The sequence below is a fragment of the Streptomyces sp. 2323.1 genome, assembly GCF_900221035.1.
Taxonomy (GTDB): domain Bacteria; phylum Actinomycetota; class Actinomycetes; order Streptomycetales; family Streptomycetaceae; genus Streptomyces; species Streptomyces sioyaensis.
This window is the reverse complement of sequence record NZ_LT907981.1, coordinates 6970159-6994310: the sequence shown is the minus strand read 5'-3', so window position 1 is coordinate 6994310 and position 24152 is coordinate 6970159. Positions and strand designations below refer to the sequence as shown.

Sequence of the window (24152 nt, the reverse complement as noted above, 5' to 3'; positions counted from 1 at the left end):
GCGGCTGACCAGGCTGCTGACCGTGTCAACTACCGCTCGCCGGGCGCGCTACGGTGGTGGCGCCGGCCCCTCGGCCGGCGCCTCGCAGGCCGAAAAGCGGACATCCGCGGACGGATGCCGGCGAGCCGACAACAGCCGCACGAAGTGGGGACACGACAGCACCATGGCACAGGCCTCGGTCCAGGTGACGCACTCCGGAACCTCGCGGTGGCGGCGCCGTACAGGGGAGTACAGCTCGCTCGCCGCCGCCCTGGAGGCCGCCGGGGACGGTGATGTGCTGACGGTCCCGGCCGGTACGTACCGGGAGAATCTGGTGCTGGGGCGCGCGGTGACGCTGCGCGGCCCGGACGGTGCGCGCGGTGCGGTGCGGATCGCCCCGGCCGACGGGGTGGCACTGACGGTCCGGGCCTCGGCCACCGTCCACGATCTTCATCTGGAGGCGACGGATTCGACCTCGCCCGCCCTGCTGGTGGAGGACGGCGCCCCGGAGCTGTCCGGTCTGCGGGTGGTGACCCGGTCCGCGTCCGGCATCGAGGTCCGCGGCGGCGCCCGCCCGACGGTGCGCCGCTGCACGGTCGACAATCCGGGCGGGGTGGGCATCAGCGTCCTGGACGGCGCCGGCGGCCTCTTCGAGGAGTGCGAGGTGGTGGCCGCCGGGCAGGCCGGCGTGGCGGTGCGCGACGGGGCCCATCCGCGGCTGGAGAAGTGCCGGATCCACCATGCCTCGGGCGCCGGCCTGTCGGTCAACGGCGAGGGCAGCGCGGTCGAGGCGGTCGGCTGCGAGCTGTACGAGATCAAGGGCGCGGGGATCCAGATCGCCGCGCGGGCCACCGGCCACTTCACCGACTGCACGGTGCACCGCACCTCCGCCGACGGGGTCACCCTGGACACCGACGCGGTCCTCACCCTCGCCGACTGCGACATCCACGACATCCCGGAGAACGCGGTCGATCTGCGGTCCCGTTCGGTGCTCACGCTGACCCGCAGCACGGTGCGGCACTTCGGGCGCAACGGCCTGTCCGTATGGGACCCGGGCACCCGGGTGGACGCCAACCAGTGCGAGATCCACGACAGCACGGGCGACTATCCGGCGGTGTGGGTCAGCGACGGCGCCACCGCCGTGCTCGACTCGACCCGGGTGCACGACGTGCCGGACGCGCTGTTCGTGCTGGACCGGGGCTCGCGCGCCGATGTGGTGGACTGCGACCTCGCCCAGGTCCGCAACACCGCGGTGTCGGTCAGTGACGGCGCCACCGTCCAGCTCGACGACTGCCGGATCCGGGAGGCCGCCACCGGCGCGTGGTTCCGCGACCACGGCAGCGGCGGCACGCTCGCGCACTGCACCATCGACGGCGCGCAGACCGGCGTGATCGTCACCAAGGGCGCGGACCCCACCATCGAGGGATGCACGGTCACTTCGCCGTCCGAGGCCGGGTTCTACGTCTCCGCGGAGGGCCGCGGCACCTTCCACGGCTGCCGGGTCACCGGGAGTTCGGGCTTCGGCTTCCATGTGATCGACGGCTGCCGTACGACCCTGACGCGGTGCCGTACGGAGCGGTGCGCGCGCGGCGGCTACGAGTTCGCCGAGGGCGGCGCGGGGCAGGGCGACGGGCCGACGGTCCAGGACTGCACCAGCGACGAGAGCCGTGCCGTCCCGGCGCCGGCGACCGGTGCGGTGGCGGCGCCCGCGGTCCAGCAGGCGACCCAGACGGCCGGGCTGCTGGGCAACGTGCCGGCCCAGGCCCCGCCGCCGGCCGCCGCTCCCGCGGCCCCGGCCGTCAGCAGCCGGCCCTCCGACGAGGTGCTGGGTGAACTGGACACCCTCGTGGGCCTGGAGAGCGTCAAGCGTGAGGTGCGCAGCCTGATCAACATGATCGAGGTGGGGCGCCGCCGGCAGGAGGCGGGGCTGAAGGCCGCCTCGGTGCGCCGCCATCTGGTGTTCACCGGCTCCCCCGGTACCGGCAAGACGACCGTGGCCCGCCTGTACGGCGAAATCCTCGCCGCGCTCGGCGTATTGGAGCGCGGGCATCTGGTCGAGGTGTCCCGGGTGGACCTGGTGGGCGAGCACATCGGGTCGACGGCGATCCGTACCCAGGAGGCGTTCGACCGGGCGCGCGGCGGGGTGCTGTTCATCGATGAGGCGTACGCCCTCTCCCCCGAGGACTCCGGACGGGACTTCGGCAAGGAAGCCATCGACACCCTGGTGAAGCTGATGGAGGACCACCGGGAGGCGGTGGTGGTGATCGTGGCGGGCTACACCGCCGAGATGGCGCGCTTCCTGGCGGTCAACCCCGGTGTGGCGTCCCGTTTCTCACGGACCATCACCTTCGGCGACTACGCGCCCGAAGAGCTGCTGCGGATCGTCGAGCAGCAGGGCGAGGAGCACGAGTACCACCTCGCCGACGGGGCCGGCGAGGCGCTGCTGAAGTACTTCACGGCGCTGCCCAAGGGGCCGTCGTTCGGCAACGGCCGTACCGCGCGGCAGACGTTCGAGGCCATGGTCGAGCGGCACGCGGGCCGGGTGGCGCAGCTGACCGACCCGAGCACCGACGACCTGACCCTGCTCTACGCGGACGATCTGCCCGAACTCCCCTGATCCGCCCGGCAGTCCGAGCCTGCGCCGGCGGGCCGCTGGCCCGGCAGGTCCGGGCCGAGCCGGGCGATGAGTTCGCCGCGCACGCGGTCGAAGACCGGGTCGGCCTGGTAGTCGCCATGGCCCAGGATCTGGGCGGGCAGCGGGTGGTACAGGGTGCGGCCGAAGGCGAGCGGGTCGCGCAGCGGCCCCTCGTCGATCCCCCGGCCGTCCTCGCAGGTGAGCCGGATCGGCCCGCCGATGGGGTCGGTGAAGCGCCACAGATTGCGCCAGTCGTCCATCTCGCGGTGCAGACCGGTCAGCGCCGGCGGCCCGAAGAAGGCCGGGAACCAGCGGCCGTAGAGGCGCTCCAGGGGGCTGCCGTACGTCAGCAGCGCGACCCGGCTGCGGGTGACCAGGTCCAGCTGCCAGACGGCGGCGGCCGCCAGCACACTGCCCTGGGAGTGCCCGGAGAGCACCAGCCGGCCGTCGAACCGCTCGGTCCAGGTGGCCATCCGCCAGGTGAGGTCGGGGACGGCGCGCTCGGCGTAGCAGGGCGGGGCGAAGGGGTGGGCGGCGCGCGGCCAGAACGTGCCGACGTCCCAGAGGATGCCGATGGTGCGGCGGGCGGCGTGGTCCCGGTAGGCGCGCCGGCCCATGGTGATCAGCAGTATGACGCCGGCGCTCATCAGCCAGGAGCCCAGGGACTCCGCGGTCTCGGCGGCGGCGTGCACGACGGGCGGCGCGCCGTCGGTGGCGCGGCCCGGCGCCAGCTCGGTGAGCCAGGCACCGGCCACCGCACCGGCCCCGAGGACGAGGGTGACCGCCGCGATGGCCGCGACCAGGACGGGGGCGGCGTCGGTGAGTCCGGCACGGGCAATGGCGCCGGCGATGCCCTTGATGCGGCGCCGGTCGAGGTGCTCGCGCGGGTCGAAGAGGCCGGGGACGTCCCGGGCCACCCGGCCGCGGACGAGCACCACCCGGACGGCGGCGAGCACCGCGACGGCGGCGACGACCACCAGGAGGACGGGCAGCACCGAGGCCTGCCAGGACAGCAGGACCGGCGGCCCGGGAATCGGGGCGTGCTCCTGGCCGGGGGTCGCATCGCCGTCCAGCCAGTCCGCGAAGCGCTGGGCCACTCCCCCGGACAGCACCCCGCCGACCGCGCAGGCCAGCAGGGCGACGGCCGGCCCGCCCATGCCGCGCAGCGCGGTGCGCTCGTCGTCCCGGGCGGCACGCTGCAGGACCCAGGCGGTCAGCGCCAGCGCGAGGACCAGCAGGCCCTGGAAGACGGCGATCCCGCCGAAGGCGCCGGCGCCGGGCAGCGCGCCATGGCTGCGGGCACCGGGGCGCGCCCAGCCGGTGTGCACGGCGATCAGCACCAGTACGGCGAGGGCGGCGAACGGCAGCACCCGCACGACCAGGCGGTCGGACTGGACGTCCGGCGCGGCCTCGTTGCGGGCGGTGCGCCAGACGACCGCCAGGGTGGCGACGGCGAGCAGCGCGACCAGGGCGGTCAGCGCCCGGCCGGTGACCCCGAGGGCGGTGCTGCCGCCGGCGCGCACGTCGGCCTTCGCTCCGGCGGCGAGCAGCACGGTCCCGACGGTCAGCACACCGGCCGTGGTGTGGGCGGCACGCAGCCGGGCGACCACCCGGCGGCCGTACCAGAAGCCTTCCCGGCTGAGCGCGGTGCGTTCGGCAGCCGGGGTGTCCCGGCAGGTGCCGGGCTGCCGCGGCGGCGGTGAGGCCGATTCGTAGGCGCTCCACGTACGGCGCGAGAGCCACCACAGGAAGCCGACCACGAGCAGCGGCACCGTGGCCGCGAGGGCCAGGCGGCGGCCCGGGGGGCTCCACCAGCCGGAGTTGTCGGGGCTGAGAAAGCCCATCCAGGACTTGCCGGCGTTGCAGGCGGTGGTGCCGGCGCACTGCCAGGCCGTGAGGTCGAGGGCGACCTCACAGGCCGCGGCGGCGAGCAGGACGGTGAGGGTGAGGGCGAGGAGGCGCACCAGCACGTCGTAGATCCGCTGGGCGCGGTGCTCGGGAGGTGCGGCCGGGCGCATCCAGTGGGCGAGGTTGGCGACCATGAAGGGCAGCAGGATCAGCCACAGGGCGCGGGCGCCGTTGCCCGAGGTGAGGTTGGACCAGCAGTACGCCTCGCGGACCGGCTCGCCCCGGTAGTCGTCGGGCCGCTGCTCGGCGTCCGCGTCGTCCGTGCGGCGGTAGCAGGCCGCGGTGTCGTCGCCGGTGATCAGCTGCACCCGGGGATCACCGAGCATGTCCGGGGCCGAGGTGCCGCCGACGCCGTGCACCAGCAGCTCCAGGGAGAGCTGCGGTACCGGGTCCGGTGGACCGTCTGCCGGGGTGTCACGGTCCTTTGTGCGGGCGTGCGGTGTCGGTTCCGCGGTCTCCACAATGTCCCCCGTTGTCCGTACGGCGCCGTGCGGTGTGGCGCCCCAGGATTGTCCCTTCCCCCCGGGAGCACATCCAGTACCCGCGCCGGGCCCCCGACCGGAACCGGCCGCGCCGCATGCTTCCCACCGGCAACCGGCGTCGCTGTCAGTACCACGTGCGAGGATGAGGGCATCAGTGATCGCGGGCGGCAGCCTGCGCGCAGACCCGGGAGCGCGAGCCGGGGCGGAAGGGACGGGCCGGGGTGAATGACAACCAGAACCTCCTCGCGGAGCAGCGGCGGGCCCTGATTCTCGACGAGGTCAGACGGCGCGGCGGGGTACGGGTCAATGAACTCACCCGCAGGCTGAAGGTGTCGGACATGACCGTCCGCCGCGATCTGGACGCCCTGGCCCGTCAGGGCATGGTGGAGAAGGTGCACGGCGGCGCGGTGCCGGTCAGCGAGCCGAGCGCGCACGAGCCCGGTTTCGAGGCGAAGTCGGCGCTGGAGCTGAGCGCCAAGGAGGACATCGCCCGGGCCGCGGCCGAGATGGCGGCGCCCGGCAGTGCGATCGCGCTGGCGGGCGGCACCACCGCGTTCGCGCTGGCACAGCAGCTGCTGGAGGTGCCGGATCTGACGGTGGTGACGAATTCGGTGCGGGTGGCCGATGTGTTCTACACCGCGCAGCGGGCGGCGGCCAGCGGCGGCGGCCCGCGCGCGGGGGCCGCGACGGTGGTGCTGACCGGCGGGGTGCGTACGCCCTCGGACACCCTGGTGGGGCCGGTGGCGGATGCCGCGATCCGGTCGCTGCACTTCGATGTGCTCTTCCTGGGCGTGCACGGCATATCGGTGGAGGCGGGGCTGTCGACGCCGAATCTGGCGGAGGCGGAGACCAATCGGCATTTCGTACGGTCCGCGCGGCGGGTCGTGGTGGTCGCCGATCACACCAAGTGGGGCACGGTCGGCCTGAGTTCGTTCGCGACGCTGGATCAGGTCGCGGTGCTGGTCACCGACTCCGGGCTGCCGGCCGAGGCGCGTGCGGAGTTCGCGGAGCTGCCGCCGGAGCTGGTGGTGGCGGGCGAAGAGCCGGCGGCCGCAGACATCTGACGGTGCGCCAGCTATGGTGTGCCGCGCCGGGGCACCCCCGGCCCGCCGACCGTCCCCAGGGAGCTCTCCCATGGCACGCCAACTCCGCCCCGTCGGACTCGACTTCACCGCCTCCGCCCCGCTGCGGCTGGTGTTCGCCGCGGAGCTCACCGCCCCGCCGAAGGCGGTCTATACGGCGCTGGCCGACGATGTGGCGGGCTGGTCGAGCTGGTTCACGGGCGTGTCCCGGTCAGCGCCGACGCTGGACGGCACGGGCCGGGTGGTACGACTGACCGGTGGCACCCGCTTCGCCGAAACGGTCCTGGCGTCCGAGCCCGGTGCGCACTACGCCTACCGGGTCGACACCACCAACGCCCCCGGCCTGTGGGCGCTGCTGGAGGACTGGCGGCTGACACCGGCGGGCGCCGGCACCCGGCTGCGGTGGACGTTCGCGGCGGACGGCCCGGCGCCGTTCCGCCTGCTGCTGACGCTGGCGCGGCCCGGCCTGGGCCGCGCCTTCCGGGAGTCGGCGCGGGCCCTGGACCGCCGGCTCGCCCGGGCCTGACGCGCCTCCGTCCGGCGCGGGCCGCCCCAGGCGGCAGACGGCCGGACGGTTCGGACGAGCCGGACGGCGCGGGCCGGCCGGGAGGCTCACCCGGACCGGACGGGAGCCTCAGGCGGGCCAGATGCCAGTGGCGAGGAATTCCTCAAGGGTGCGCGCGTACGGCGTGATGTCCAGGCCCTGGGAGGCCAGCCAGGCGTCGGAGTAGTACTTGTCGAGGTAACGGTCGCCCGGGTCGCACAGCAGGGTGACGACGGATCCCGTACGGCCCTCGGCGACCATCTCCGCGACGATCCGCAGGGAGCTCCACAGCCCGGTGCCGGTCGAGCCGCCCGCCTTGCGGCCGATCGCGGCCTCCAGGGCGCGCACGGCGGCGATGCTGGCCGCGTCCGGCACCTTCATCATCCGGTCTATCGCGCCGGTGACGAAGCTCGGCTCCATCCGCGGCCGCCCGATGCCCTCGATGCGCGAGGCGGTGGCGCAGTCGGTCTTGGCGTCCCCGGTGAGCCAGCCGTCGAAGAAACAGGAGTTCTCCGGGTCGGGCACGCAGACGCGGGTGTCGTACTGCATGTAGTGGACGTAGCGGGCGATGGTCGCGGAGGTGCCGCCGGTGCCCGCGGTGGCCACGATCCAGGCGGGCTCCGGATAGCGCTCCAGCCGCAGCTGCTGGTAGATCGACTCGGCGATGTTGTTGTTGCCGCGCCAGTCCGTGGCCCGTTCCGCGTAGGTGAACTGGTCCATGTAGTGACCGCCGGACTCGGCGGCGAGCCGGGCGGAGACCTCGTAGACGGTCCGCGGGTCGTCCACCAGATGGCAGGTGCCGCCGTGGAACTCGATCAGCCGGGTCTTCTCCTGGCTGGTGGTGGCCGGCATCACCGCGATGAACGGCACCCCGATCAGCGAGGCGAAATACGCCTCGGACACGGCCGTGGAGCCGCTGGAGGACTCGATGACGGGCTTGTCGGGGCGGATCCAGCCGTTGCACAGCCCGTAGAGGAACAGCGAGCGGGCCAGCCGGTGCTTGAGGCTGCCGGTGGGGTGCGTCGACTCGTCCTTGAGGTAGAGGTCGATCCCCCACTCCTCGGGCAGCGGGAAGCGCAGGAGGTGGGTGTCGGCCGTACGGTTGGCGTCGGCCTGCACCTTGCGAACGGCTTCTTTCAGCCAGCTTCGGTAGTCCGGATCCGTGCGGTCGACATCGACGGTCGGCATCGGGGCCGGGGCCTCGGCCTCACCGTCGGGCCGGTTCTGGGGCTCCTGTGCGGTGCTCACCGGCGCACTCCTCAAGGGGCTGGGGAAACCCGCGCGCAACGGCGGGCCGATTCCGACTATAACTCCCGCCACAACCTCCTCACCTGCATAAACATCACTTTGAGATACCCCAAGGAGGCCCTGGGGAGGTGCCGTTGTGCGCGCTGCGCACCGGGGAGACTGGTGCACCGGGCGCCATACCGGCAGACTTCCCCCAAGGGGCGGTGGAGGGCAGCTGCCCGTTCACCGAGGAGGTGCCGGCATGGCGGAGGCCGAGTTCAACGCGACCGGCGTACGGATCGAGCGGTGGCTGCGATCCTTGACCCGCGCCGGACAGGTCGTCATCCAGGACGGCAGACTGGCGCTGTTGACCAGTTACGGCAGAGAGATCGACAGCGCCCCCCTACAGGCCGTCCAGGCCCACAAGCCGCTGTTCGCGGCGCGGGACCGGGCACTGGCCACCCTCAACGGCCATCGCTACTCCCTCACCCTCGGCGCGCCGGAGCTCTTCCTCAAGGCACTGGAAGCGGCGCGTCCGCCGCGCACCTGACGGCCCCTTCCGGCCGGGACGTGCGGTTGCGGGAGCGCACCGACTGGATGACCCTGTACTCGTATCACTGAGGGTTCACCAGCGGTGACGCTGTGGTGTAGTCGGCATCGCTGGATCCGATCTTCGCCCCTGCCCGGTACGAGGGGCGCCCGGCCTCATCAGGGAGTCGCGGTCGTGATCAGGCAGCCCAGCAGGCACTGCACGGTGGAGCTCCAAGCCGTTCCGGCTCGCATCGGACATGTGCGCAGAATCGTCTCCGCGCAGCTGCGGTACTGGCGTCTCGACGCCTTGATAGACCCGGCTGCGCTCGGGGTGACCGAACTCCTCGCCAATGTCCACCGCCATGCCCGCCCCAGCAAGCAGTGCACCGTGGAACTCCGCGTGCTGCTCGATCAGTTGACGGTCTCGGTGCATGACGAGGACCCCCGGCTGCCGCGACTGCGGGCCGCCGGCGGCTGGGAGACCTGCGGCCGCGGGCTGGCGCTGATCGCGGCGCTCAGCGAGAGCTGGGGGATGCGGCCGGACGGCAGCGGCAAGGTCGTGTGGTTCACCCTTCCGGCCCTGACCACCGCGCCCGAAGAGGCGTGCACGGACCGCGCGTACCCGGAGCCCCTGCCCATGGCGGACGCCGGTCCGCGCGCCCGGATGCGGGGCACGAAGGTCGGTTGACGGGCGGACGGCAGGCCTGGCCGGTCGCGGCGGGGCCGGCCGCCCGTCGTCGGCGACGGTCAGGCCGCGCCCCCCTTGGGCCCGGTGGCGAAGTGCTCCTCCAGGACGGAGAGCCGGCGCCAGTACTCCTCCTCGTCGATCTCGCCCGCGGCGAAGCGCCGGCCGAGCACGGCGATGGGCGAGGGGTCGTCCGTACGGGCGGCGAGCTGCGGGCCGCGGAGGTGCCCGCGGGGCCCGCCGTGGCGCCACACGGTGCGGCGCAGCAGGAACACCACACCGAAGATGACCATCACCCAGATCACGGGCACGAACAGGATCCAGGGGCCCGGGCCGCCGCCGGCCCAGGGTGCGGCGAGCGTGAACATTGCCCTCAACTCCTCGGTGGAAGGGGGCGGGGACGGTGCTGCCGGTCCCCGCCAGACCGGTGCGTCCGGTCTCCTTCGAGCCTCGCTCGCCGGGCGCCGCCAGTCGTCGTACGGCCAGCGGTTTCGCGCGTACGCCGCAGGAAGTACGCGGGGCGCGGAGGCCTGCTCCGGCCGCGCGCACGCACTCCCCTCCGCCCGCTCTTGTCCACTGTAACTACTAGTATGTACAGTCCCGACATGAGCACTCAGGAGCGGCCCGGCCGCCAGGAACGGCCCGGTACCCGGGAACGGCTGGTGCGCAGCACCCAGGAACTCCTGTGGGAGCGCGGGTACGTCGGCACCAGCCCGAAGGCGATCCTGGAGCGCGCGGACGTCGGCCAGGGCAGCATGTACCACCACTTCACCGGCAAATCCGAGCTCGCCCTCGCCGCGATCCGGCGGACCGCCGAGGACATGACGGAAGCCGCCGAGGAGTGCCTGACCGCCCCCGGTACGGCGTACGACCGGATCGCGGCCTATCTGCTGCGCGAGCGGCAGGTGCTGCGCGGCTGCCCGATCGGCCGGATGACGCAGGACCGCGATGTGGTGCACAGCCCCGAGCTGCGGCAGCCGCTGGACGAGATGTTCGGCTGGCTGCGGGGCCGGATCGCCGAGGTCCTCGCCGAGGGACAGCGCCGTGGCGAACTGGCCGCGGGGCTGGATCCGGTGGCCGGCGCCGCGGCCGTCGCGGCCGTCGTCCAGGGCGGCTACGTCCTGGCCCGCGCCGCCGATGACACCGCCCCCTTCGACGCCGCCGTCCAGGGCGTGCTGTCGCTGCTCGCCGCGCAGGTCACGCCCGTCGCCGGCTGAAGCCCTCCCCCTCCCACTACGGAGTCCGTATGCACGCCATGCAGTACGCCATCACCCTGCCCGCCGACTACGACATGCAGATCATCCGGGACCGGGTGAAGTCCAGGGGCCACCTCCTGGACGAGTACGCCGGGCTCGGCCTCAAGGCGTACGGCATCCGCGAACGCGGCGTCGACGGAGCGCCGGTCAATCAGTACGCGCCGTTCTACCTGTGGGCCGCCCCGGAGGCCATGAACCGCTTCCTGCTCGGTGACGGATTCCGCGGCGTGGTCCGCGACTTCGGGCGGCCGGACGTACGGCACTGGCAGGGGCTGTTCCACCGGCGGGGCCCGGCCGCCGGCGCCCTCCCCCGTGCCTTCACCCGGCGGACCGAAACGCTCCCCGGCGACGCCGACACGGCCACCGCTGTGGCCGCCGCGGCGGCCGCACACGAGGAGTTGGCCACAACGGACGGGGTACACACCACGGCGCTGGCCCTCAATCCACACCACTGGGAGCTGGTCCACTTCACCCTGTGGGCGGACGCCTCCCCCGAGTCCGCGGGCGAGCGCTTCCAGGTGCTGCATCTGTCCGCCCCCGAGGCCGAGCGGCTGGGCGCGGGGCGGCAGTGGTGACCCGGGCCGCCGAGCGCGGGGCGGCCGTCCCCGCCGTCCGTACCGTCCTCGGCGACATCGCCCCCGAGGATCTGGGCGTCTGCAACGCTCACGACCATCTCTTCCTGCGCAGCCCCCGGCTGCCGGGGCAGGAGCTGGACGATGCCGGGGCCGCGGCCGCCGAACTCGGGGCCTTCCGTGCGGCCGGCGGCGCGGCGGTGATCCAGTGGACGCCGTACGGCATGGGCCGGGGCGCGGCCGAACTCCCGGGGCTGGCACGGGATTCGGGGGTGCGGATCGTCGCCGCCAGCGGGCTGCACCAGGCGGTGCACTACGCCCCTGAGGTGCTGGAGCGGGTCCGCGCCGATCTGGCCGGACTGTTCGTCGCCGAGCTGACCGTGGGGATCGGGGGCACCGGCCCCCGGGCCGGGATGATCAAGGTCGCCGGCGGTTTCCACGGGCTGGACCGGCACGCCCGGTACACCATGGCCGCGGCCGCCGAGGCCCAGCGGGCGACCGGCGCCGCGATCGGCGTGCATCTGGAGCTGGGGACCGGCGCGCTGGACGTACTCGACCTGCTCTGCGGCGAGTTGGCGGTCCCGCCGGACCGGGTGATCCTCGGCCACCTCAACCGCGCACCGGACCTCGTGGTGCACCGGGCGGCCGCCGGGGCCGGGGCGTATCTGGCGTTCGACGGCCCCTCGCGGGCCCATCATGCGACCGACTGGCGGCTGCCCGAGGCGCTGGCCGCGCTGGCCGGGGCGGGCTTCGCCGACCGGATCCTGCTGGGCGGCGACACCACGACGGCCGATGCCCGGTCGGTGAACGGCGGCCCGGGCATGCCGCATCTGCTGAACCGTCACCGGAAACGGCTGGAACTCGCCCTGGGCGCCGAACTGGTGACGCAGTTTCTGACCGCCAATCCGGCGCGCGCCTTCGCCGCCCCCTGGGCGCGGACTCCGCACGCAGGCCAGACTTCACCCCCGGGCCGGGCAACGGACGCACCGGCTACAGCGTGACGGAAATCCCCACATGGGGCCGCCGCCCGCCGCGCACCAGTGCACCGACGCCGTCCATCAGCCGGAACCGCAGCCCATATTTGCGCGCCATCGCCGTACGCACCCGGCCGAGCCCGGCACTTCCCTCCAGGAGCCGGCCGGTGCCCTCGACACTCTGCGCGCCCGCGGCGATACGCCCGCGCACATCGCACGGGGTGACGGTCACCCGCGCGCCGTTGCGCAGCCGCTTGACCTTCCCGCTGTCGTCCCGCGTCCACACCAGGAGTTCGCTCCCTTCGGCCACTGCCCAGACGGGGGTGGCCACCGGGGTGCCGTTCCTGCGGTAGGTGACCAGGCTGACGTACGGGCTGCGCGCGACCGCTTCGGGAATCATGCGCGCAGCCTAGGCCGTCCCGCCGGCAGCAGGCCCTACCGTGCGAGGACCACCAGCGGATCGTCCAGCACCGGCTGCCAGGCCAGCTCCGCCGCGCCGACCAGGCTGTTGTGGTCGAGGCTGCAGGGCAGGATCGGTACCCCGCCGCTGCGGCCCCACAGGCTGCGGTCGGCGACCACCGCGCGCAGCCGCTCGGGATCGGCCGCCAGCAGTTCGCGGTGCAGCCCGCCGAGGACGATGCGGTCGGGGTTGAGGATGTTGACGAGCCCGGCGATGCCGAGGCCGAGGCGGTCGATGAGGAGATCGGCCGCGGCGCGGACGCCCGGATCGGCGTACTCGTCCCGCAGCAGATCGGCGGCCTGCTGGAGCAGGGAGACTTCCGGGCCCGGCTCGCGGCCCGCGGCGCCGAGGAAGGCGAGCGGGTCCGCCTCGACGTCCAGACAGCCGCGGCTGCCGCAGTGGCAGGGCGCCCCCTCGGGGTTGACCGTCAGATGGCCGACCTCCAGCGCCAGGCCCGAACTGCCGCTGTGCAGCCGGCCGTCGAGCACCAGCGCGCCGCCGACGCCCCGGTGGCCGGAGGCCACGCAGAGCAGATCGCGGGCGCCACGGCCGGCGCCGTGGCGGTGTTCGGCGAGCGCCATGAGGTTGACGTCGTTCCCGGAGAAGCCGATCGCGTCGGTGACTCCCGGGATGCCGGCGGCGGCGAGCGAGCGCAGAAACAGCTCGCGGACGGGGGCGCCCGCAGGCCAGGCGAGGTGCAGCGGGTTGAGGGCCTCACCGTCCGGTTCGGCGACCGCGGAGGGCACCGCGAGCCCGGCGCCGAGGCAGCGCCGGCCGGTCTCGCGCAGCAGTTCCGCGCCGGCCCCGACGGCATCGGCGAGGACGTGCGCCGGGTCGGCGGGGATGGCGCCGCAGCCGGTCGAGGTTGCCACGATCCGGCCGCCGAGGCCGACCAGCGCGACCCGGAACCCGTCGGCATGGATCTGCGCGGCGAGCACCACCGGTCCGTTCTCGGCGACGAACAGCCGGTGGGAGGGGCGCCCCTGGGAGCCTGCCGAGGCGGTCGGCCGGGAGTCGACGGTGATCAGGCCGAGCGCTTCGAGCTCGGCGGCCACCGCCCCCGCGGTGGCGCGGGTCACGCCGAGTTCGGAGGTCAGGACGGCGCGGGTGGGCGCGCGTCCGGTGTGTACGAGCTCCAGTGCGGGTCCGAGGGCGCCACGGCCCCGCTCCAACCTGGTTGTCCGAGTCTGGGTCACCCCTCTATTCTGGCTTTGTGCCGACACTAAACAAAATACGGGCGGCCCTGACGACCCACCGGGACCCGCTCCCCGCCGATCCGCACCTCACCCGTCTCCGCATCGCCGTCACGGCCTTCTTCGCCATGGACGGCTTCCTCTTCGCCGGCTGGGTCGTCCGGATCCCCGCCATCAAGGCGCAGACCGGCGCCGGCGCGGGCGCCCTCGGACTCGCGCTGCTCGGCGTGTCGGCCGGCGCGGTCGCCTTCATGATGCTCACCGGGCGGCTGTGCCGGCGGTTCGGCAGCCACACCGTGACCATCGCCTCCGCGGCCGCCCTCGCCCTCAGCATCGTGCTGCCGCCGCTGACCCACTCGGCCACCGCGCTCGGCCTGGTCCTGCTGGTCTTCGGCGCCGCCTACGGTTCGCTCAACGTCGCCATGAACAGCGCCGCCGTCGATCTCATCAGCGCCCTGCGGCGCCCGGTGATGCCAAGCTTCCACGCCGCCTTCAGCCTAGGCGGGATGCTCGGCGCCGGGCTCGGCGGTCTGGTCGCGGGCAGCCTGTCCGCCACTGTCCACCTCTCGCTCCTCGCCGTGGTCGGACTGCTGGTGACGGCCGTCGCGGGGCGCTCGCTGCGCATCCACCCGGCACCGGTCGTCCCCGAGCGGCGGACGGCGGCCGAAGAAAGCCGGCCGCGCAGCGGGCACGCGGGGCGGGGGCGACGCCTGGTCATCGTCTTCGGCCTGATCGCGCTGTGCACCGCATACGGCGAGGGGGCGATGGCCGACTGGGGCGCGCTGCACCTCACCCAGGACCTGGCGGCCGGGCCCGGGGCGGCCGCCGCCGGATATGCCGTCTTCGCGCTGGCGATGACCCTCGGACGGCTGTCCGGAACCGCGGTCGTCCAGCGCTTCGGCGCGGCGCGGGCGCTGATCGCGGGCGGCACGACGGCGACCGCGGGCATGCTGCTGGGGGCGCTCGCCCCGACGGTCTGGGCGGCCGGTGCCGGTTTCGCCGTGGCGGGCCTGGGGCTGGCCAACATCTTTCCCATCGCCATCGCCCGGGCCGGCGAGGCCGGCGGGCCGGACGGGGTCGCCGTGGCCTCCACGGTCGGCTACGGCGGCATGCTGCTCGGCCCGCCCGCCATCGGCTTCCTCACCGAAGCGGCCGGTCTGCCCCTCGCACTGACCACGGTCGCCCTGCTCGCCGCGGTCGCGGCGGTCATCGCGTACGCCACCCGCGGGGCGCATCACACCGGACGCCGGTGAGGCGGGAGGCATGACGGCACCCCCTGCCGCGCGCCGTGCTGCGGGGTCACCCAATCCGGTGCGTCCGGAGGGTGGTTGAGTAGGCAACGGCCATCGCGGTGCAGGTCAGCGCGGTGACGCCGGTGCCCGAGGACCGCGCACGGGCCGGCTGCGGCCGGACCCGCGCGGGTCCGTTGTCAGTGCCGGCTGGCACACTCAGGGGCATGGAGATCACCGAGTTCGTCGAAACACTGCGACTGGACGGCAGCCTGCTCGCCGATGCCGCCGAGGAGGCGGGGCCGGATGCCCGGATTCCTGCCTGCCCCGAGTGGCAGATGCGGGATCTGGTCAGCCACATAGGGCGGGTCCACCGGTGGGCGACGGAGTTCGTGACGCAGGGGAAGGAGCAGCCCGGCGCTTTCCCCGAGGCTCCCGATCTGGCCGACGGCGACCTCGTCAGCTGGCTGCGCGAGGGCCATCACCACCTCGTCCTGGCCCTGGACTCCGCCCCGCAGGACCTGACGGCCTGGACGTTTCTGCCCGCCCCGTCCCCGCTGGCGTTCTGGGCCCGCCGCCAGGCACACGAGACCTCGGTGCACCGCGCCGATGCCCAGCAGGCGGCCGGCGCCTCCCTCACCCCCCTCCCGTCGGCCTTCGCGGCCGACGGCATCGATGAAATCCTGACGGGTTTTCACTCCCTCGACCGCAGCAGGGTCCGTACGGACCGCCCCCGCACACTGCGGCTGCGCGCGACGGATGCGCCCGGCGCCGACTGGACCGTCCAGCTCTCCGACGCCCCGCCGCGCACGGTGCGTACGGCCCCGGACGCCGACGGCCCGGAGACCGGAAAGCCGGTGGACTGCACGATCGAGGGCCCGGCCGAGGAGCTGTACCTCGCCCTGTGGAACCGCCTGTCGTGGGACACGCTGACGATCACGGGCGATGAGACGCTGCCCGAGCTTTGGCGAGAGCAGGGGGGCATCTGAGCAGGGGGCGGCTGAGCACGGGGGCGATCTGAGGCAGGGGGCATCCGAGCAGGGGAGCTCCCTGAGACAGGGGGATTGACCAGGGAGGCATGTGAGCGGGGAGGCCGGCGGACGGGTCACGCGCCCGGGCCGCCACCGCCCGGCGGTCTCAGGAGGGCGGGGCACCCCGGCTCACCCCGTCCACCGGGTCCGCCGATCCATCGAGTCCGCCGATCCACAGGGTGCACGGGTCCGCCGATCCCCGACCCACCAGCCCACCCCCCCGACAGTGCCCGCACCACCACCCCCACCGCCCGCTGTCAGCCCAGCCAGCCGGGCCGGACCAACCCCGACTCATAGGCCAGCACGACCAGTTGGGCACGGTCGCGGGCGCCGAGTTTCACCATCGTGCGGCTGACATGCGTCTTGGCGGTGAGCGGGCTGACGACCAGCCGGCGGGCGATCTCCTGGTTGGACAGGCCGATGCCGACCAGCGCCATCACCTCCCGCTCCCGCTCGGTCAGTTCGGACAGCGCACCGGCCGCGGCCGGCTCCTTGGAGCGGGCCGCGAACTCCGCGATCAGACGGCGGGTGACACCGGGCGAGAGCAGCGCATCGCCGGCGACGACCGCCCGCACGGCCCGCAGCAGCTCGTCCGGTTCGGTGTCCTTGACCAGGAAGCCGGAGGCGCCGGAGCGGAGCGCCTCGAAGACGTACTCGTCCAGCTCGAAGGTGGTCAGCATGACGACCTTCACGTCCGCCAGCTGCGGGTCTTCGGTGATCCGGCGGGTGGCGGCCAGGCCGTCCACCACCGGCATCCGGATGTCCATCAGGACGATGTCCGGGCGGTGTTCGCGGACGGCGGCCAGCGCCTGCTGGCCGTCCGCGGCCTCGGCGACCACCCCGATATCGGGCTGGGCATCCAACAGCGCCTTGAATCCGGCCCGGACCAGCAGCTGGTCGTCGGCGAGCAGTACCCGGATCACGGCTCCTCCTCGGTAGCGGCCGGGGTATCCGCATCCGCGGCCCGGCCAGGATCCTGTGTCCCGGCCAGCGGGATGCGCGCCCGGACCCGGAATCCGCCGTCCGGACGCGGACCCGCCTCAACGGTGCCGCCCAGGGCGGCCGCCCGCTCCCGCATCCCGACCAGACCGTTGCCGCCACCGGACGGCTCGCCCGCGCCGGAGGTCGCCGGTCCGTCGTCGTCGACCCGGATCTCCAGCACCCCGGGGAGGTAGCGGAGCAGCACCCGGGCGGTGCGCGAGCCGGAGTGCCGGACGATGTTGGTGAGCGCCTCCTGCACGATGCGGAAGGCGGCCAGATCGGCCCCGGGCGCCAGGGCGGCCCGGGCGCCCTCGGTGGAGATGTCCACGGCGAGACCGGCATGCCGTGCCTGCTCGGTGAGTTCGGGCAGCCGGTCGAGTCCCGGGGCCGGGGAGCGCGGCGCCTCGCCCGGGGTACGCAGGGTGCCGAGGACCTGGCGCACCTCGCCCAGCGCCTCCTTGCTGGCGTCCTTGATGGTGGTCAGCGCGGTCCGCGCCTGCTCCGGGTCCTGGTCGAGCAGCGCCAGACCCACGCCCGCCTGGACGTTGATGACGGAGATGCTGTGGGCGAGCACATCATGCAGCTCCCGGGCGATCCGCAGCCGCTCCTCGTCCGCCCTGCGCCGCTCCGCGGCGGCCCGCTCCGCCCCTGCCCTGGCAAGCTGTTCACGACGCACCCGTACCAGCTCGGAGAGGGCCATCACGGCCACCACCCAGACGAGGGCGAGCAGTTCCTGATCCCAGGAACCGGGCCCCTTGTGCGGGGGCAGCAGGCGGTAGAGCCAGTGCGCCACCAGCACATGGGACACCCACACCCCGCCCAGCGCACACCAGGCGACCGTGCGATGCCCGGCGACCACAGCCGAGAACGCCCCTAGCCCGAGGGTGAGGAAGACCGGCCCGTACGGATAGCCGGCCGCAAGGTAGACGGCGGTGACGGCGGCGGTGCCGAGGGCGACGGCACGCGGATAACGGTGCCGGTAGAGCAGCAGGGCCGCGCCCCCGACCAGCAGGGCCCGGGCGAGGGAGTCCACCGGCACCCGGCCCGGCTGCTTGTGCCCGGCGAAGCCCGAGCCCACCGTCACAGCAACCGCCACGACCACCGTCGACAGCCAGGGCAACCGGGCGCCGGACCGACCCCACCGCTCCCCGGGCGTGCCCGCCGGCCACCGCGCCCACCACGGCCCGAAGCAGCGCCGCGCCCACGTCGGCCGTGCATTCTCCATACGGCCACGCTAGACCGCAGCGGTGCCCGCCGGCGTCAGCCCGGCGCAGTGGCCGGCCGTACTCTCCCGGTAGTACAAGGGCACTTGCTCGGCTCAGCCCGGGGTGCGGAGGCCCACACTGCGGGCGAGTTGCAGGACGGCCTGCTCGAAGAATTCCGTGCGGGCCCCGATGACCCCGTTGAACTGGCCGAACAGCTCGAAGCTCAGCAGCCCGAAGAGCTGCGCCCAGGCTCCGACGAGCCGTACCAGCACGCCGCTGGGCAGTTCCACGCCCAGCTCCGCGCCGAGCGCCAGAGCGTCGCCCACCACCGGGTCGGGCAGCGGCTCCGCGGGCTCCTTCAGCGCGCCGGCGGCGTGGGCGTCGCGTACGACACCGAGCAGCGCGAGGCCGACCCGAGCGGCGGGCTCCGTGGTGGCGTGGGGAGCACGGTAGCCGGGGACGGGCGATCCGTAGATCAGCGCGTATTCGTGCGGATGAGCCAGCGCCCAGTCGCGCACACGCGTGCAGATTGCGCTCCACCGGGCGACCGGGCGAGCCGCGTCGGGGCCGCGGAGGGCGTCCCCGGCACGCTCAGCTGCCTCACCGACCGCGTTGTAGGCGTCGACGATCAGTGCGGTGAGCAGGTCGTCGCGGCTGGGGAAGTAGCGGTAGAGCGCGGAGGAGGCCATACCGAGCTCGCGGGCGACGGCTCGCAGGGAGAGCTTGGCGGCGCCCTCGGCGGCGAGCTGTTTGCGGGCCTCACCCTTGATGGCTTCGGTGATTTCGCTCCGGGCCCGCTCCCTGGCTCCTCGGATCGCAGTCATGGCGAGAAGTCTGCCACTTTCCTGAGCACTGCACAAAAAAGAGAGCAGTGCTCTTGCCTACCCGTACGACCTGTGCACACACTGCTCGCATGCGAGAGCAGTGCTCTCGATCGGTTACGGCACTCCCTGCGAGCGCCGTACAGCACAGAAATCGAGGATTCGATGTCCCACTACCTGAAGCCCGGCCGCCTCGCCGTCCGTCTCCACGGCACGATGAGCTGGCTCGCCCGCCGCGGTATCAGCCTCGCCGGCTCGGCCGACCTCGCCGTTCGCGGCCGCAAGAGCGGTGAATGGCGGCACGTCCCGGTCAACCCGATGAACTTCGCAAACGGCCGCTATCTCGTCTCGGCGCGCGGCAACTCCGAGTGGGTACGCAATATGCGCGCGGCAGGCGGCGGCGAACTCCGCGTCGGCCGCCGCATCCGCCCGTTCACCGCCGTCGAAGTCCCGCCCGCAGAGACCCCCGCCCTGCTGCGTGCGTATCTCCAACGCTGGGGCTGGGAGGTCAGGTCGTACTTCGGCGAGATCACCGCGGACCCCACCGACGAGCAGCTTCTCGCTGTGGCTCCCCACCACCCTGTCTTCCGGATCACTGAATCCTGAGGACGGAAGCCGAAGCCCGTACGGAAGCCATAGACGAGGTGCGGGCTGCTGAAGACGAGGAAGGCTGCCCGGACCTGGATGTGCTCATAGCCCGATCCCACCGCCCGGGAATCACCGCCCGGATTCACCGCGCCCCCTTCACCCCCGATCCATCGCCTCCAACGCCCGCCGCGCCACCGGGCGGGTGCGGACGATCTCGGCCAGTGTGGTCGTCCCGCGGGTGATCTTCGCGAAGGCGTGCCAGGCGGGGCGGAAGCCGGTGACCGCGGCGTGCATCAGGCCGGGGCGGCGGGTGAAGACGTGGAGCATCCGGCGGCCCACGCCCATCTCCACCCCGAGGCCGGCCTTGATGGCGAAGGCATAATTGAGGGCCTGGCGGCGGGCGTCGACCGCGTCATGCGCCTCGGAGACCCGCACCGCCCACTCGCCCGCGAGCCGCCCGGACCGCAGGGCGAAGGAGATGCCCTCGCGGGTCCACGGCTCCAGCAGCCCGGCCGCGTCCCCGCACACCAGCACCCGGCCGCGGGACAGCGGGGAGTCATCGGCGCGGCAGCGCGTCAGATGCCCCGAGGAGATGCTCGGTTCGAAACCGGCCAGGCCCAGCCGGCCGATGAAGTCCTCCAGATAGCGCTTGGTCGCCGCGCCCTCACCACGCGCGGAGATGACGCCCACGGTGAGTGTGTCGCCCTTGGGGAACACCCAGCCGTAGCTGCCGGGGATCGGTCCCCAGTCGATGAGCACCCGGCCCGCCCAGTCCTCCGCAACCGGCGCCGGCACCGGAATCTCCGCCTCCAGGCCCAGGTCGACCTGGTCGACCTTGACCCCGACATGACCCCCTATACGGCCCGAGCTGCCGTCCGCGCCGACCACGGCACGCGCCAGCACCACCTCGCCGTCGCCCAGCACCACCGCGACGGTCCGCCGGTCCGGCACCTCGGCGCCGTGCTGCTCCACCCGCGCGACCGTGACACCGGTACGGACCGTGGCGCCCGCATCCTGGGCCGACTCGACCAGCCGGGCATCGAACTCGGGGCGGTTGATCAGCCCGAACAGCATGTTCTTGGAGCGGCGGGTGCGGGTGAGCCGGCCGTTCAGCGAGAACGTCACCGCATGCACCCGGTCGCGCAACGGCAGGTCGAAGCCGGGCGGCAGCGAATCCCGCGAGGGGCCGATGATGCCGCCGCCACAGGTCTTGTAGCGCGGGAGGTCCGCTTTCTCCAGCAGCAGCACCCGGCGTCCCGTGCACGCCGCGGCATGCGCGGCCGAGGCGCCCGCAGGCCCCGCGCCCACCACCACGACGTCCCACACCTGCTCGTTGTCCTCCGCTGCCCGCTCGCTGCTCACCTGTACGTCTGCTCCCGTTCAATGGCTGGCTGCGCGTCCGCCCGCATCCTACGGGCCCCTGTTGTGCGCGGGGCCTGTGGGAAGATCGGGGGCACTGATGTCCGTACGTCCGGTCCGTCCGGCTCACAAGGTCCGGACGGTCCGTACGCACAACGCCGCGCCCACAAGGAGCGTTCCATGTCTGACAGTCCGCTCGCACACACCGTCGCCGCGCTGCAGCCGCGTGCCAGGACCGAGCTGGCCGAGTTGGTGGCCTTCAAGTCGGTGGCAGATCCGGCCCAGTTCCCCCGGAGCGAGTGCGAGGCGGCCGCCCGGTGGATCGTCGGGGCGCTGCGGGCGGACGGCTTCCAGGACGTGGCGCTGCTGGACACCCCCGACGGGACCCAGTCCGTATACGGCTACCTGCCCGGCCCGGCCGGCGCCCCGACGGTCCTGCTGTATGCGCACTACGACGTGCAGCCGCCGCTGGACGAGGCCGCCTGGGTCTCCCCGCCGTTCGAGCTGACCGAGCGCGACGGCCGCTGGTACGGCCGCGGCGCCGCCGACTGCAAGGGCGGCCTGATCATGCATCTGACGGCGCTGCGCGCGCTGAAGGAGCACGGCGGTGTGCCGGTCAACGTCAAGGTGATCGTGGAGGGTTCCGAGGAGCAGGGCACCGGCGGTCTGGAGCGCTACGCCGAGGCGCACCCCGAGCTGCTGGCCGCCGATGCCATCGTCATCGGCGACACCGGTAACTTCCGGGTCGGGCTGCCGACGGTGACCGCGACGTTGCGGGGCATGACCCTGGTACGGGTCCAGGTCGACACCCTGGAGGGCAATCTGCACTCCGGCCAGTTCGGCGGCGCGGCCCCCGACGCCCTGGCGGCGCTGATCCGGATCCTGGACTCGCTGCGCGCCGAGGACGGTTCGACGACGGTCCGGGGCCTGGCCGGCGACGCCACCTGGGACGGTCTGGCCTACCCGGAGGCCGACTTCCGCAAGGACGCCAAGGTCCTGGACGGCGTCGGGCTGCTCGGCAGCGGCACGGTCGCGGACCGGATCTGGGCGCGTCCGGCCGTCACGGTGCTCGGCATCGACTGCCCGCCGGTCGTCGGCGCCACGCCGTCCGTCCAGGCAGGCGCGCGGGCGCTGGTGAGCCTGCGGGTGCCGCCGGGCACGGACGCGGCCGAGGCGACGAAGCTGCTGGCCGCGCATCTGGAGGGCGCCGCCCCATGGGGTGCACGGGTCGCGGTCGAGCAGGTGGGGCAGGGGCAGGCGTTCCGCGCGGACACCAGCAGCCCGGCGTATGCGTCGATGGCGGCGGCACTGCAGGAGGCGTACGACGGCGAGGAGATGCAGACCTCCGGCATGGGCGGCTCGATCCCGCTGTGCAACACCCTGGCCGGGCTCTACCCGGACGCGGAGATCCTGCTGATCGGGCTGAGCGAGCCGGAGGCGCAGATCCACGCGGTCAACGAGAGCGTCTCGCCGCAGGAGCTGGAGCGGCTCTCGCTGGCGGAGGCGCTGTTCCTGGGGCAGTACGCGAAGAGCCGCGCCTGAGGTCCTGAGTCCCGCACGGGACGGACGGGCGCCGCGGCCGGCCGGGGCGCGGCGCCCGATCCTCCGGCGGGTGCGTCAGCCGACGGGGACGCCCGCCTCCAGGTGGAGCGGGCAGCCCTGTTCGCGGGCGCGCAGCGCCCAGCGCAGCCGGTTCCAGCGCACCGGCGGCAGCATCTTCTCGGCCTCGGTCTCGGTGACGAAGCGCCAGTCGCGCAGTTCGGAGCCGGGCAGCAGCAGCTTGCTGATCCGGTCGTCGGTCAGGGTGCCGCCGTCGTAGAGCAGCCGCATACCGCCGAATCCGGGCGGTTTGGGGGCTTCCCAGTCCAGTACGAGCAGCCGGGGCGCACGCGGCAGTTCGATGCCGAGCTCCTCGGCGACCTCCCGCACCCCGGCGTGGACGGGTGCCTCCCCGCGCTCCACGACGCCCCCGGGGAATTCCCAGCCGGCCTTGTAGGTCGGGTCGACGAGCAGCACGCGGTCCTGGTCGTCGAAGAGCAGCACCCCGGCCGCGAGCGTCTCGGCGGTCGGTTCGGGGGTCTGCACGATGTCGCAGGCGCCGGCGCCGGTGCGGACGGCCTCGGCGACCCGCTCGGCGGTCTGCCGGGGCGTCAGCCGGGTGGTGTCGACGACATGCGCGTCGCCCTGGAGCCAGGGCAGGGCATCGGCGTACGGACCCAGGTGTTCCAGGCTCCACCGGCGCGTCGACGCGGCGGCCTCGGTGTCCTCGGCGGCGTCCGCACGGTGGGCTATTCGGGACCGCAGGATCGTTTCCTCCGCATGCAGCAGCACATGCCGTACGGGAATCCGGCGGGCCGCGAGGGCGCCGAAGATCTCGTCGCGGTACTCCTGCCGCAGCAGCGTCATCGGCGTGATCAGCGGGCCCGGCACTTCGGTGAGCAGTGCCGCGGCGGTGTCCACGACCAGGCGCCGCCAGGCCGGCAGATCCTGATAGTCGTCGATCTCCTCGAACCGCTTGGCCGGCAGCATCAACCGCAGTCCGCTGCCGAGGAGTTCGGGGTCGTAGAGCGTGCTTCCGGGAAGCAGGTCGAGCAATTCTTGAGCCGCAGTGGTCTTGCCCGCACCGAACGTGCCGTTCAGCCAGACGATCACGGTTTCCCCTCTTCCCTAGACCCAGGTGAGTTGCCCGGCACACCCTGCCACGGAAAGTCCGGGGCCAGGGGCCGCGCACAGGACCGGGAACGTTGCGCATTCGACCAACGGCGCGGCCAGGGAGACTTCGCGCACCCGTGGACGAGCCGATCGCGAAATGCGCCGCGCGGAGGATGCCGGTCACCGCATCCCCGCCGCGAAGCCCCCGGCAAACAAGCGCTCCCCAGCCCCTCCAGAACCGAAACCCTCCCCCGCATACCGGATCCCCGCCCCGTCGACCCAGGCGGCGCGCATATGACGGCGGCCCGTGGACGGCCGACGGCCGGTTCCGCACGGTCCACCACACTTTGCCCGTCTCAAGGGCCAGGTGGCCGGCGAGGAAATGCCGCCGGAGGGGCAGGAATACCGGTGTCCGGAGTTTGCCCTCGCCGAAGGGAAATGCCCGACCCTGGGAGGAATTCGTTGTCCTTCCGGGGGAATTGCTTGGCCGCCGGGGCAGTGAGTGCACGGAAGACGTACGGAGGGAGAGTGACCTGCCGGTACTGCATCCGGACACACCTTATCCGCCGCCGATTGCGGCTATCAGGAATTCCCGGGGCGGGGGCCCGCGTGGAATTCGCCAGGATGCAGAAGCGGGTGGGGATACGGGCGCGGAGGCGGAGAACGAGTATGCGTTCAAGCCGGAGTTGGCGCAGGACTGTCGGTGGGAGGCGAAGGAGAGAGGGCGCGGCAGGGAGAAGGCGCCGTAATCCGCGGGT

At 73.3% G+C, this 24152-nt stretch carries 22 protein-coding genes; 12 read left to right on the top strand and 10 right to left on the bottom strand.

The features are described from left to right. The first annotated feature begins 163 nt into the window (after window positions 1–163). On the top strand, window positions 164–2596 hold the full coding sequence (locus CPH93_RS30205) for a right-handed parallel beta-helix repeat-containing protein (RefSeq protein ID WP_096214646.1): 2433 nt from the start codon (window positions 164–166) through the stop codon (window positions 2594–2596). Here the strand turns inward: CPH93_RS30205 and CPH93_RS30200 are convergent. Next, window positions 2566–4983, bottom strand: coding sequence for a hypothetical protein (locus CPH93_RS30200; RefSeq protein WP_173909910.1), 2418 nt, complete (start codon window positions 4981–4983; stop codon window positions 2566–2568). The genes CPH93_RS30205 and CPH93_RS30200 overlap by 31 nt on opposite strands. 242 nt (window positions 4984–5225) lie before the next feature. Between CPH93_RS30200 and CPH93_RS30195 the strand changes: the two genes are divergently transcribed. Both CPH93_RS30195 and CPH93_RS30190 read left to right on the top strand, forming a co-directional pair. Continuing rightward, on the top strand, window positions 5226–6068 hold the full coding sequence (locus CPH93_RS30195; RefSeq protein ID WP_093482099.1) for a DeoR/GlpR family DNA-binding transcription regulator: 843 nt from the start codon (window positions 5226–5228) through the stop codon (window positions 6066–6068). 70 nt (window positions 6069–6138) lie between these two features. Next, window positions 6139–6612 carry an SRPBCC family protein gene (locus tag CPH93_RS30190; protein ID WP_096214645.1) on the top strand — a complete coding sequence of 158 codons (474 nt, stop codon included), beginning with the start codon at window positions 6139–6141 and terminating at the stop codon, window positions 6610–6612. 108 nt (window positions 6613–6720) lie between these two features. Here CPH93_RS30190 and CPH93_RS30185 read toward each other — a convergent pair whose 3' ends face one another. Then, a complete protein-coding gene (locus CPH93_RS30185) occupies window positions 6721–7818 on the bottom strand; it encodes a PLP-dependent cysteine synthase family protein (RefSeq protein WP_040901809.1) in 1098 nt (365 codons plus the stop codon). 301 nt (window positions 7819–8119) lie between these two features. Between CPH93_RS30185 and CPH93_RS30180 the strand changes: the two genes are divergently transcribed. Together CPH93_RS30180 and CPH93_RS30175 are read left to right on the top strand one after the other, a co-directional pair. Then, complete coding sequence (locus CPH93_RS30180; protein WP_006607324.1) at window positions 8120–8407, top strand: hypothetical protein; 288 nt, start codon at window positions 8120–8122, stop codon at window positions 8405–8407. Window positions 8408–8581: 174 nt separating this feature from the next. Next, window positions 8582–9076 (top strand): ATP-binding protein, encoded by a 495-nt coding sequence (locus tag CPH93_RS30175; protein ID WP_093482102.1) that lies wholly within the window; start codon window positions 8582–8584, stop codon window positions 9074–9076. A gap of 59 nt (window positions 9077–9135) precedes the next feature. Here the strand turns inward: CPH93_RS30175 and CPH93_RS30170 are convergent, their stop codons facing one another. Beyond that, the gene (locus CPH93_RS30170; protein WP_093482103.1) at window positions 9136–9441 is read right to left on the bottom strand and encodes an SHOCT domain-containing protein; all 306 of its coding nucleotides are present in this window, start codon (window positions 9439–9441) and stop codon (window positions 9136–9138) included. A 237-nt stretch (window positions 9442–9678) separates the two neighbouring features. On the opposite strand from CPH93_RS30170, the gene CPH93_RS30165 reads away from it, so the two are divergent. From CPH93_RS30165 to CPH93_RS30155, 3 genes are read left to right on the top strand one after another with little or no spacing between them, the layout of a single operon-like run. Beyond that, window positions 9679–10290, top strand: coding sequence for a TetR/AcrR family transcriptional regulator (locus CPH93_RS30165; protein ID WP_093482104.1), 612 nt, complete (start codon window positions 9679–9681; stop codon window positions 10288–10290). Between the two features lie 29 nt (window positions 10291–10319). Next, entirely contained in the window at window positions 10320–10904 is a 585-nt protein-coding gene (locus tag CPH93_RS30160) for a DUF4865 family protein (RefSeq protein ID WP_093482105.1), read from the top strand. Next, the gene (locus CPH93_RS30155) at window positions 10898–11902 is read left to right on the top strand and encodes a phosphotriesterase (RefSeq protein WP_096214644.1); all 1005 of its coding nucleotides are present in this window, start codon (window positions 10898–10900) and stop codon (window positions 11900–11902) included. Before CPH93_RS30160 ends, CPH93_RS30155 begins: the two co-directional genes overlap by 7 nt. Here CPH93_RS30155 and CPH93_RS30150 read toward each other — a convergent pair. Beyond that, complete coding sequence (locus CPH93_RS30150; protein ID WP_093482107.1) at window positions 11892–12275, bottom strand: PPOX class F420-dependent oxidoreductase; 384 nt, start codon at window positions 12273–12275, stop codon at window positions 11892–11894. The two genes, CPH93_RS30155 and CPH93_RS30150, sit on opposite strands and share 11 nt — an antisense overlap. Window positions 12276–12310: 35 nt before the next feature. Then, the gene (locus CPH93_RS30145; protein ID WP_093482108.1) at window positions 12311–13531 is read right to left on the bottom strand and encodes an ROK family protein; all 1221 of its coding nucleotides are present in this window, start codon (window positions 13529–13531) and stop codon (window positions 12311–12313) included. 17 nt (window positions 13532–13548) lie between these two features. On the opposite strand from CPH93_RS30145, the gene CPH93_RS30140 reads away from it, so the two are divergent. Continuing rightward, window positions 13549–14781, top strand: coding sequence for an MFS transporter (locus tag CPH93_RS30140; protein ID WP_096214643.1), 1233 nt, complete (start codon window positions 13549–13551; stop codon window positions 14779–14781). 203 nt (window positions 14782–14984) lie between these two features. Beyond that, window positions 14985–15746, top strand: a complete 762-nt coding sequence (locus CPH93_RS30135) for a maleylpyruvate isomerase family mycothiol-dependent enzyme (RefSeq protein WP_096214642.1) — start codon at window positions 14985–14987, stop codon at window positions 15744–15746. Between the two features lie 299 nt (window positions 15747–16045). On the opposite strand, the gene CPH93_RS30130 is transcribed toward CPH93_RS30135, so the two are convergent. The 3 genes from CPH93_RS30130 to CPH93_RS30120 form a co-directional block, all read right to left on the bottom strand. Further along, window positions 16046–16711, bottom strand: a complete 666-nt coding sequence (locus tag CPH93_RS30130) for a response regulator (protein ID WP_093482111.1) — start codon at window positions 16709–16711, stop codon at window positions 16046–16048. After that, window positions 16708–17994: a sensor histidine kinase gene (locus CPH93_RS30125; RefSeq protein WP_096214641.1), complete on the bottom strand. Its 1287-nt coding sequence runs from the start codon at window positions 17992–17994 to the stop codon at window positions 16708–16710. Before CPH93_RS30125 ends, CPH93_RS30130 begins: the two co-directional genes overlap by 4 nt. Window positions 17995–18087: 93 nt before the next feature. Continuing rightward, window positions 18088–18798, bottom strand: coding sequence for a TetR/AcrR family transcriptional regulator (locus CPH93_RS30120; RefSeq protein WP_093482113.1), 711 nt, complete (start codon window positions 18796–18798; stop codon window positions 18088–18090). A gap of 162 nt (window positions 18799–18960) precedes the next feature. Here CPH93_RS30120 and CPH93_RS30115 point away from each other — a divergent pair, with 162 nt between their 5' ends. Next, window positions 18961–19401, top strand: a complete 441-nt coding sequence (locus CPH93_RS30115) for a nitroreductase family deazaflavin-dependent oxidoreductase (protein WP_096214640.1) — start codon at window positions 18961–18963, stop codon at window positions 19399–19401. Window positions 19402–19539: 138 nt separating this feature from the next. Here CPH93_RS30115 and CPH93_RS30110 read toward each other — a convergent pair whose 3' ends face one another. Then, window positions 19540–20745, bottom strand: coding sequence for a geranylgeranyl reductase family protein (locus CPH93_RS30110; protein ID WP_093482115.1), 1206 nt, complete (start codon window positions 20743–20745; stop codon window positions 19540–19542). A gap of 177 nt (window positions 20746–20922) precedes the next feature. Between CPH93_RS30110 and CPH93_RS30105 the strand changes: the two genes are divergently transcribed. Further along, on the top strand, window positions 20923–22284 hold the full coding sequence (locus tag CPH93_RS30105) for a dipeptidase (RefSeq protein ID WP_096214639.1): 1362 nt from the start codon (window positions 20923–20925) through the stop codon (window positions 22282–22284). A 75-nt stretch (window positions 22285–22359) separates the two neighbouring features. Here CPH93_RS30105 and CPH93_RS30100 read toward each other — a convergent pair whose 3' ends face one another. After that, window positions 22360–23394 (bottom strand): NUDIX hydrolase, encoded by a 1035-nt coding sequence (locus CPH93_RS30100; protein WP_096214638.1) that lies wholly within the window; start codon window positions 23392–23394, stop codon window positions 22360–22362. Window positions 23395–24152 lie beyond the last annotated feature (758 nt).

Excerpts from the sequence above, each read along its gene's own strand:
- CPH93_RS30150 (WP_093482107.1), bottom strand. The coding sequence starts at position 12,275 with ATGATTCCCGAAGCGGTCGCGCGCAGCCCGTACGTCAGCCTGGTCACC.
- CPH93_RS30105 (WP_096214639.1), top strand. The coding sequence starts at position 20,923 with ATGTCTGACAGTCCGCTCGCACACACCGTCGCCGCGCTGCAGCCGCGT.
- CPH93_RS30170 (WP_093482103.1), bottom strand. The coding sequence starts at position 9,441 with ATGTTCACGCTCGCCGCACCCTGGGCCGGCGGCGGCCCGGGCCCCTGG.
- CPH93_RS30115 (WP_096214640.1), top strand. The coding sequence starts at position 18,961 with ATGTCCCACTACCTGAAGCCCGGCCGCCTCGCCGTCCGTCTCCACGGC.
- CPH93_RS30185 (WP_040901809.1), bottom strand. The coding sequence starts at position 7,818 with ATGCCGACCGTCGATGTCGACCGCACGGATCCGGACTACCGAAGCTGG.
- CPH93_RS30125 (WP_096214641.1), bottom strand. The coding sequence starts at position 17,994 with ATGGAGAATGCACGGCCGACGTGGGCGCGGCGCTGCTTCGGGCCGTGG.
- CPH93_RS30135 (WP_096214642.1), top strand. The coding sequence starts at position 14,985 with ATGGAGATCACCGAGTTCGTCGAAACACTGCGACTGGACGGCAGCCTG.
- CPH93_RS30165 (WP_093482104.1), top strand. The coding sequence starts at position 9,679 with ATGAGCACTCAGGAGCGGCCCGGCCGCCAGGAACGGCCCGGTACCCGG.
- CPH93_RS30160 (WP_093482105.1), top strand. The coding sequence starts at position 10,320 with ATGCACGCCATGCAGTACGCCATCACCCTGCCCGCCGACTACGACATG.
- CPH93_RS30180 (WP_006607324.1), top strand. The coding sequence starts at position 8,120 with ATGGCGGAGGCCGAGTTCAACGCGACCGGCGTACGGATCGAGCGGTGG.
- CPH93_RS30120 (WP_093482113.1), bottom strand. The coding sequence starts at position 18,798 with ATGACTGCGATCCGAGGAGCCAGGGAGCGGGCCCGGAGCGAAATCACC.
- CPH93_RS30190 (WP_096214645.1), top strand. The coding sequence starts at position 6,139 with ATGGCACGCCAACTCCGCCCCGTCGGACTCGACTTCACCGCCTCCGCC.
- CPH93_RS30205 (WP_096214646.1), top strand. The coding sequence starts at position 164 with ATGGCACAGGCCTCGGTCCAGGTGACGCACTCCGGAACCTCGCGGTGG.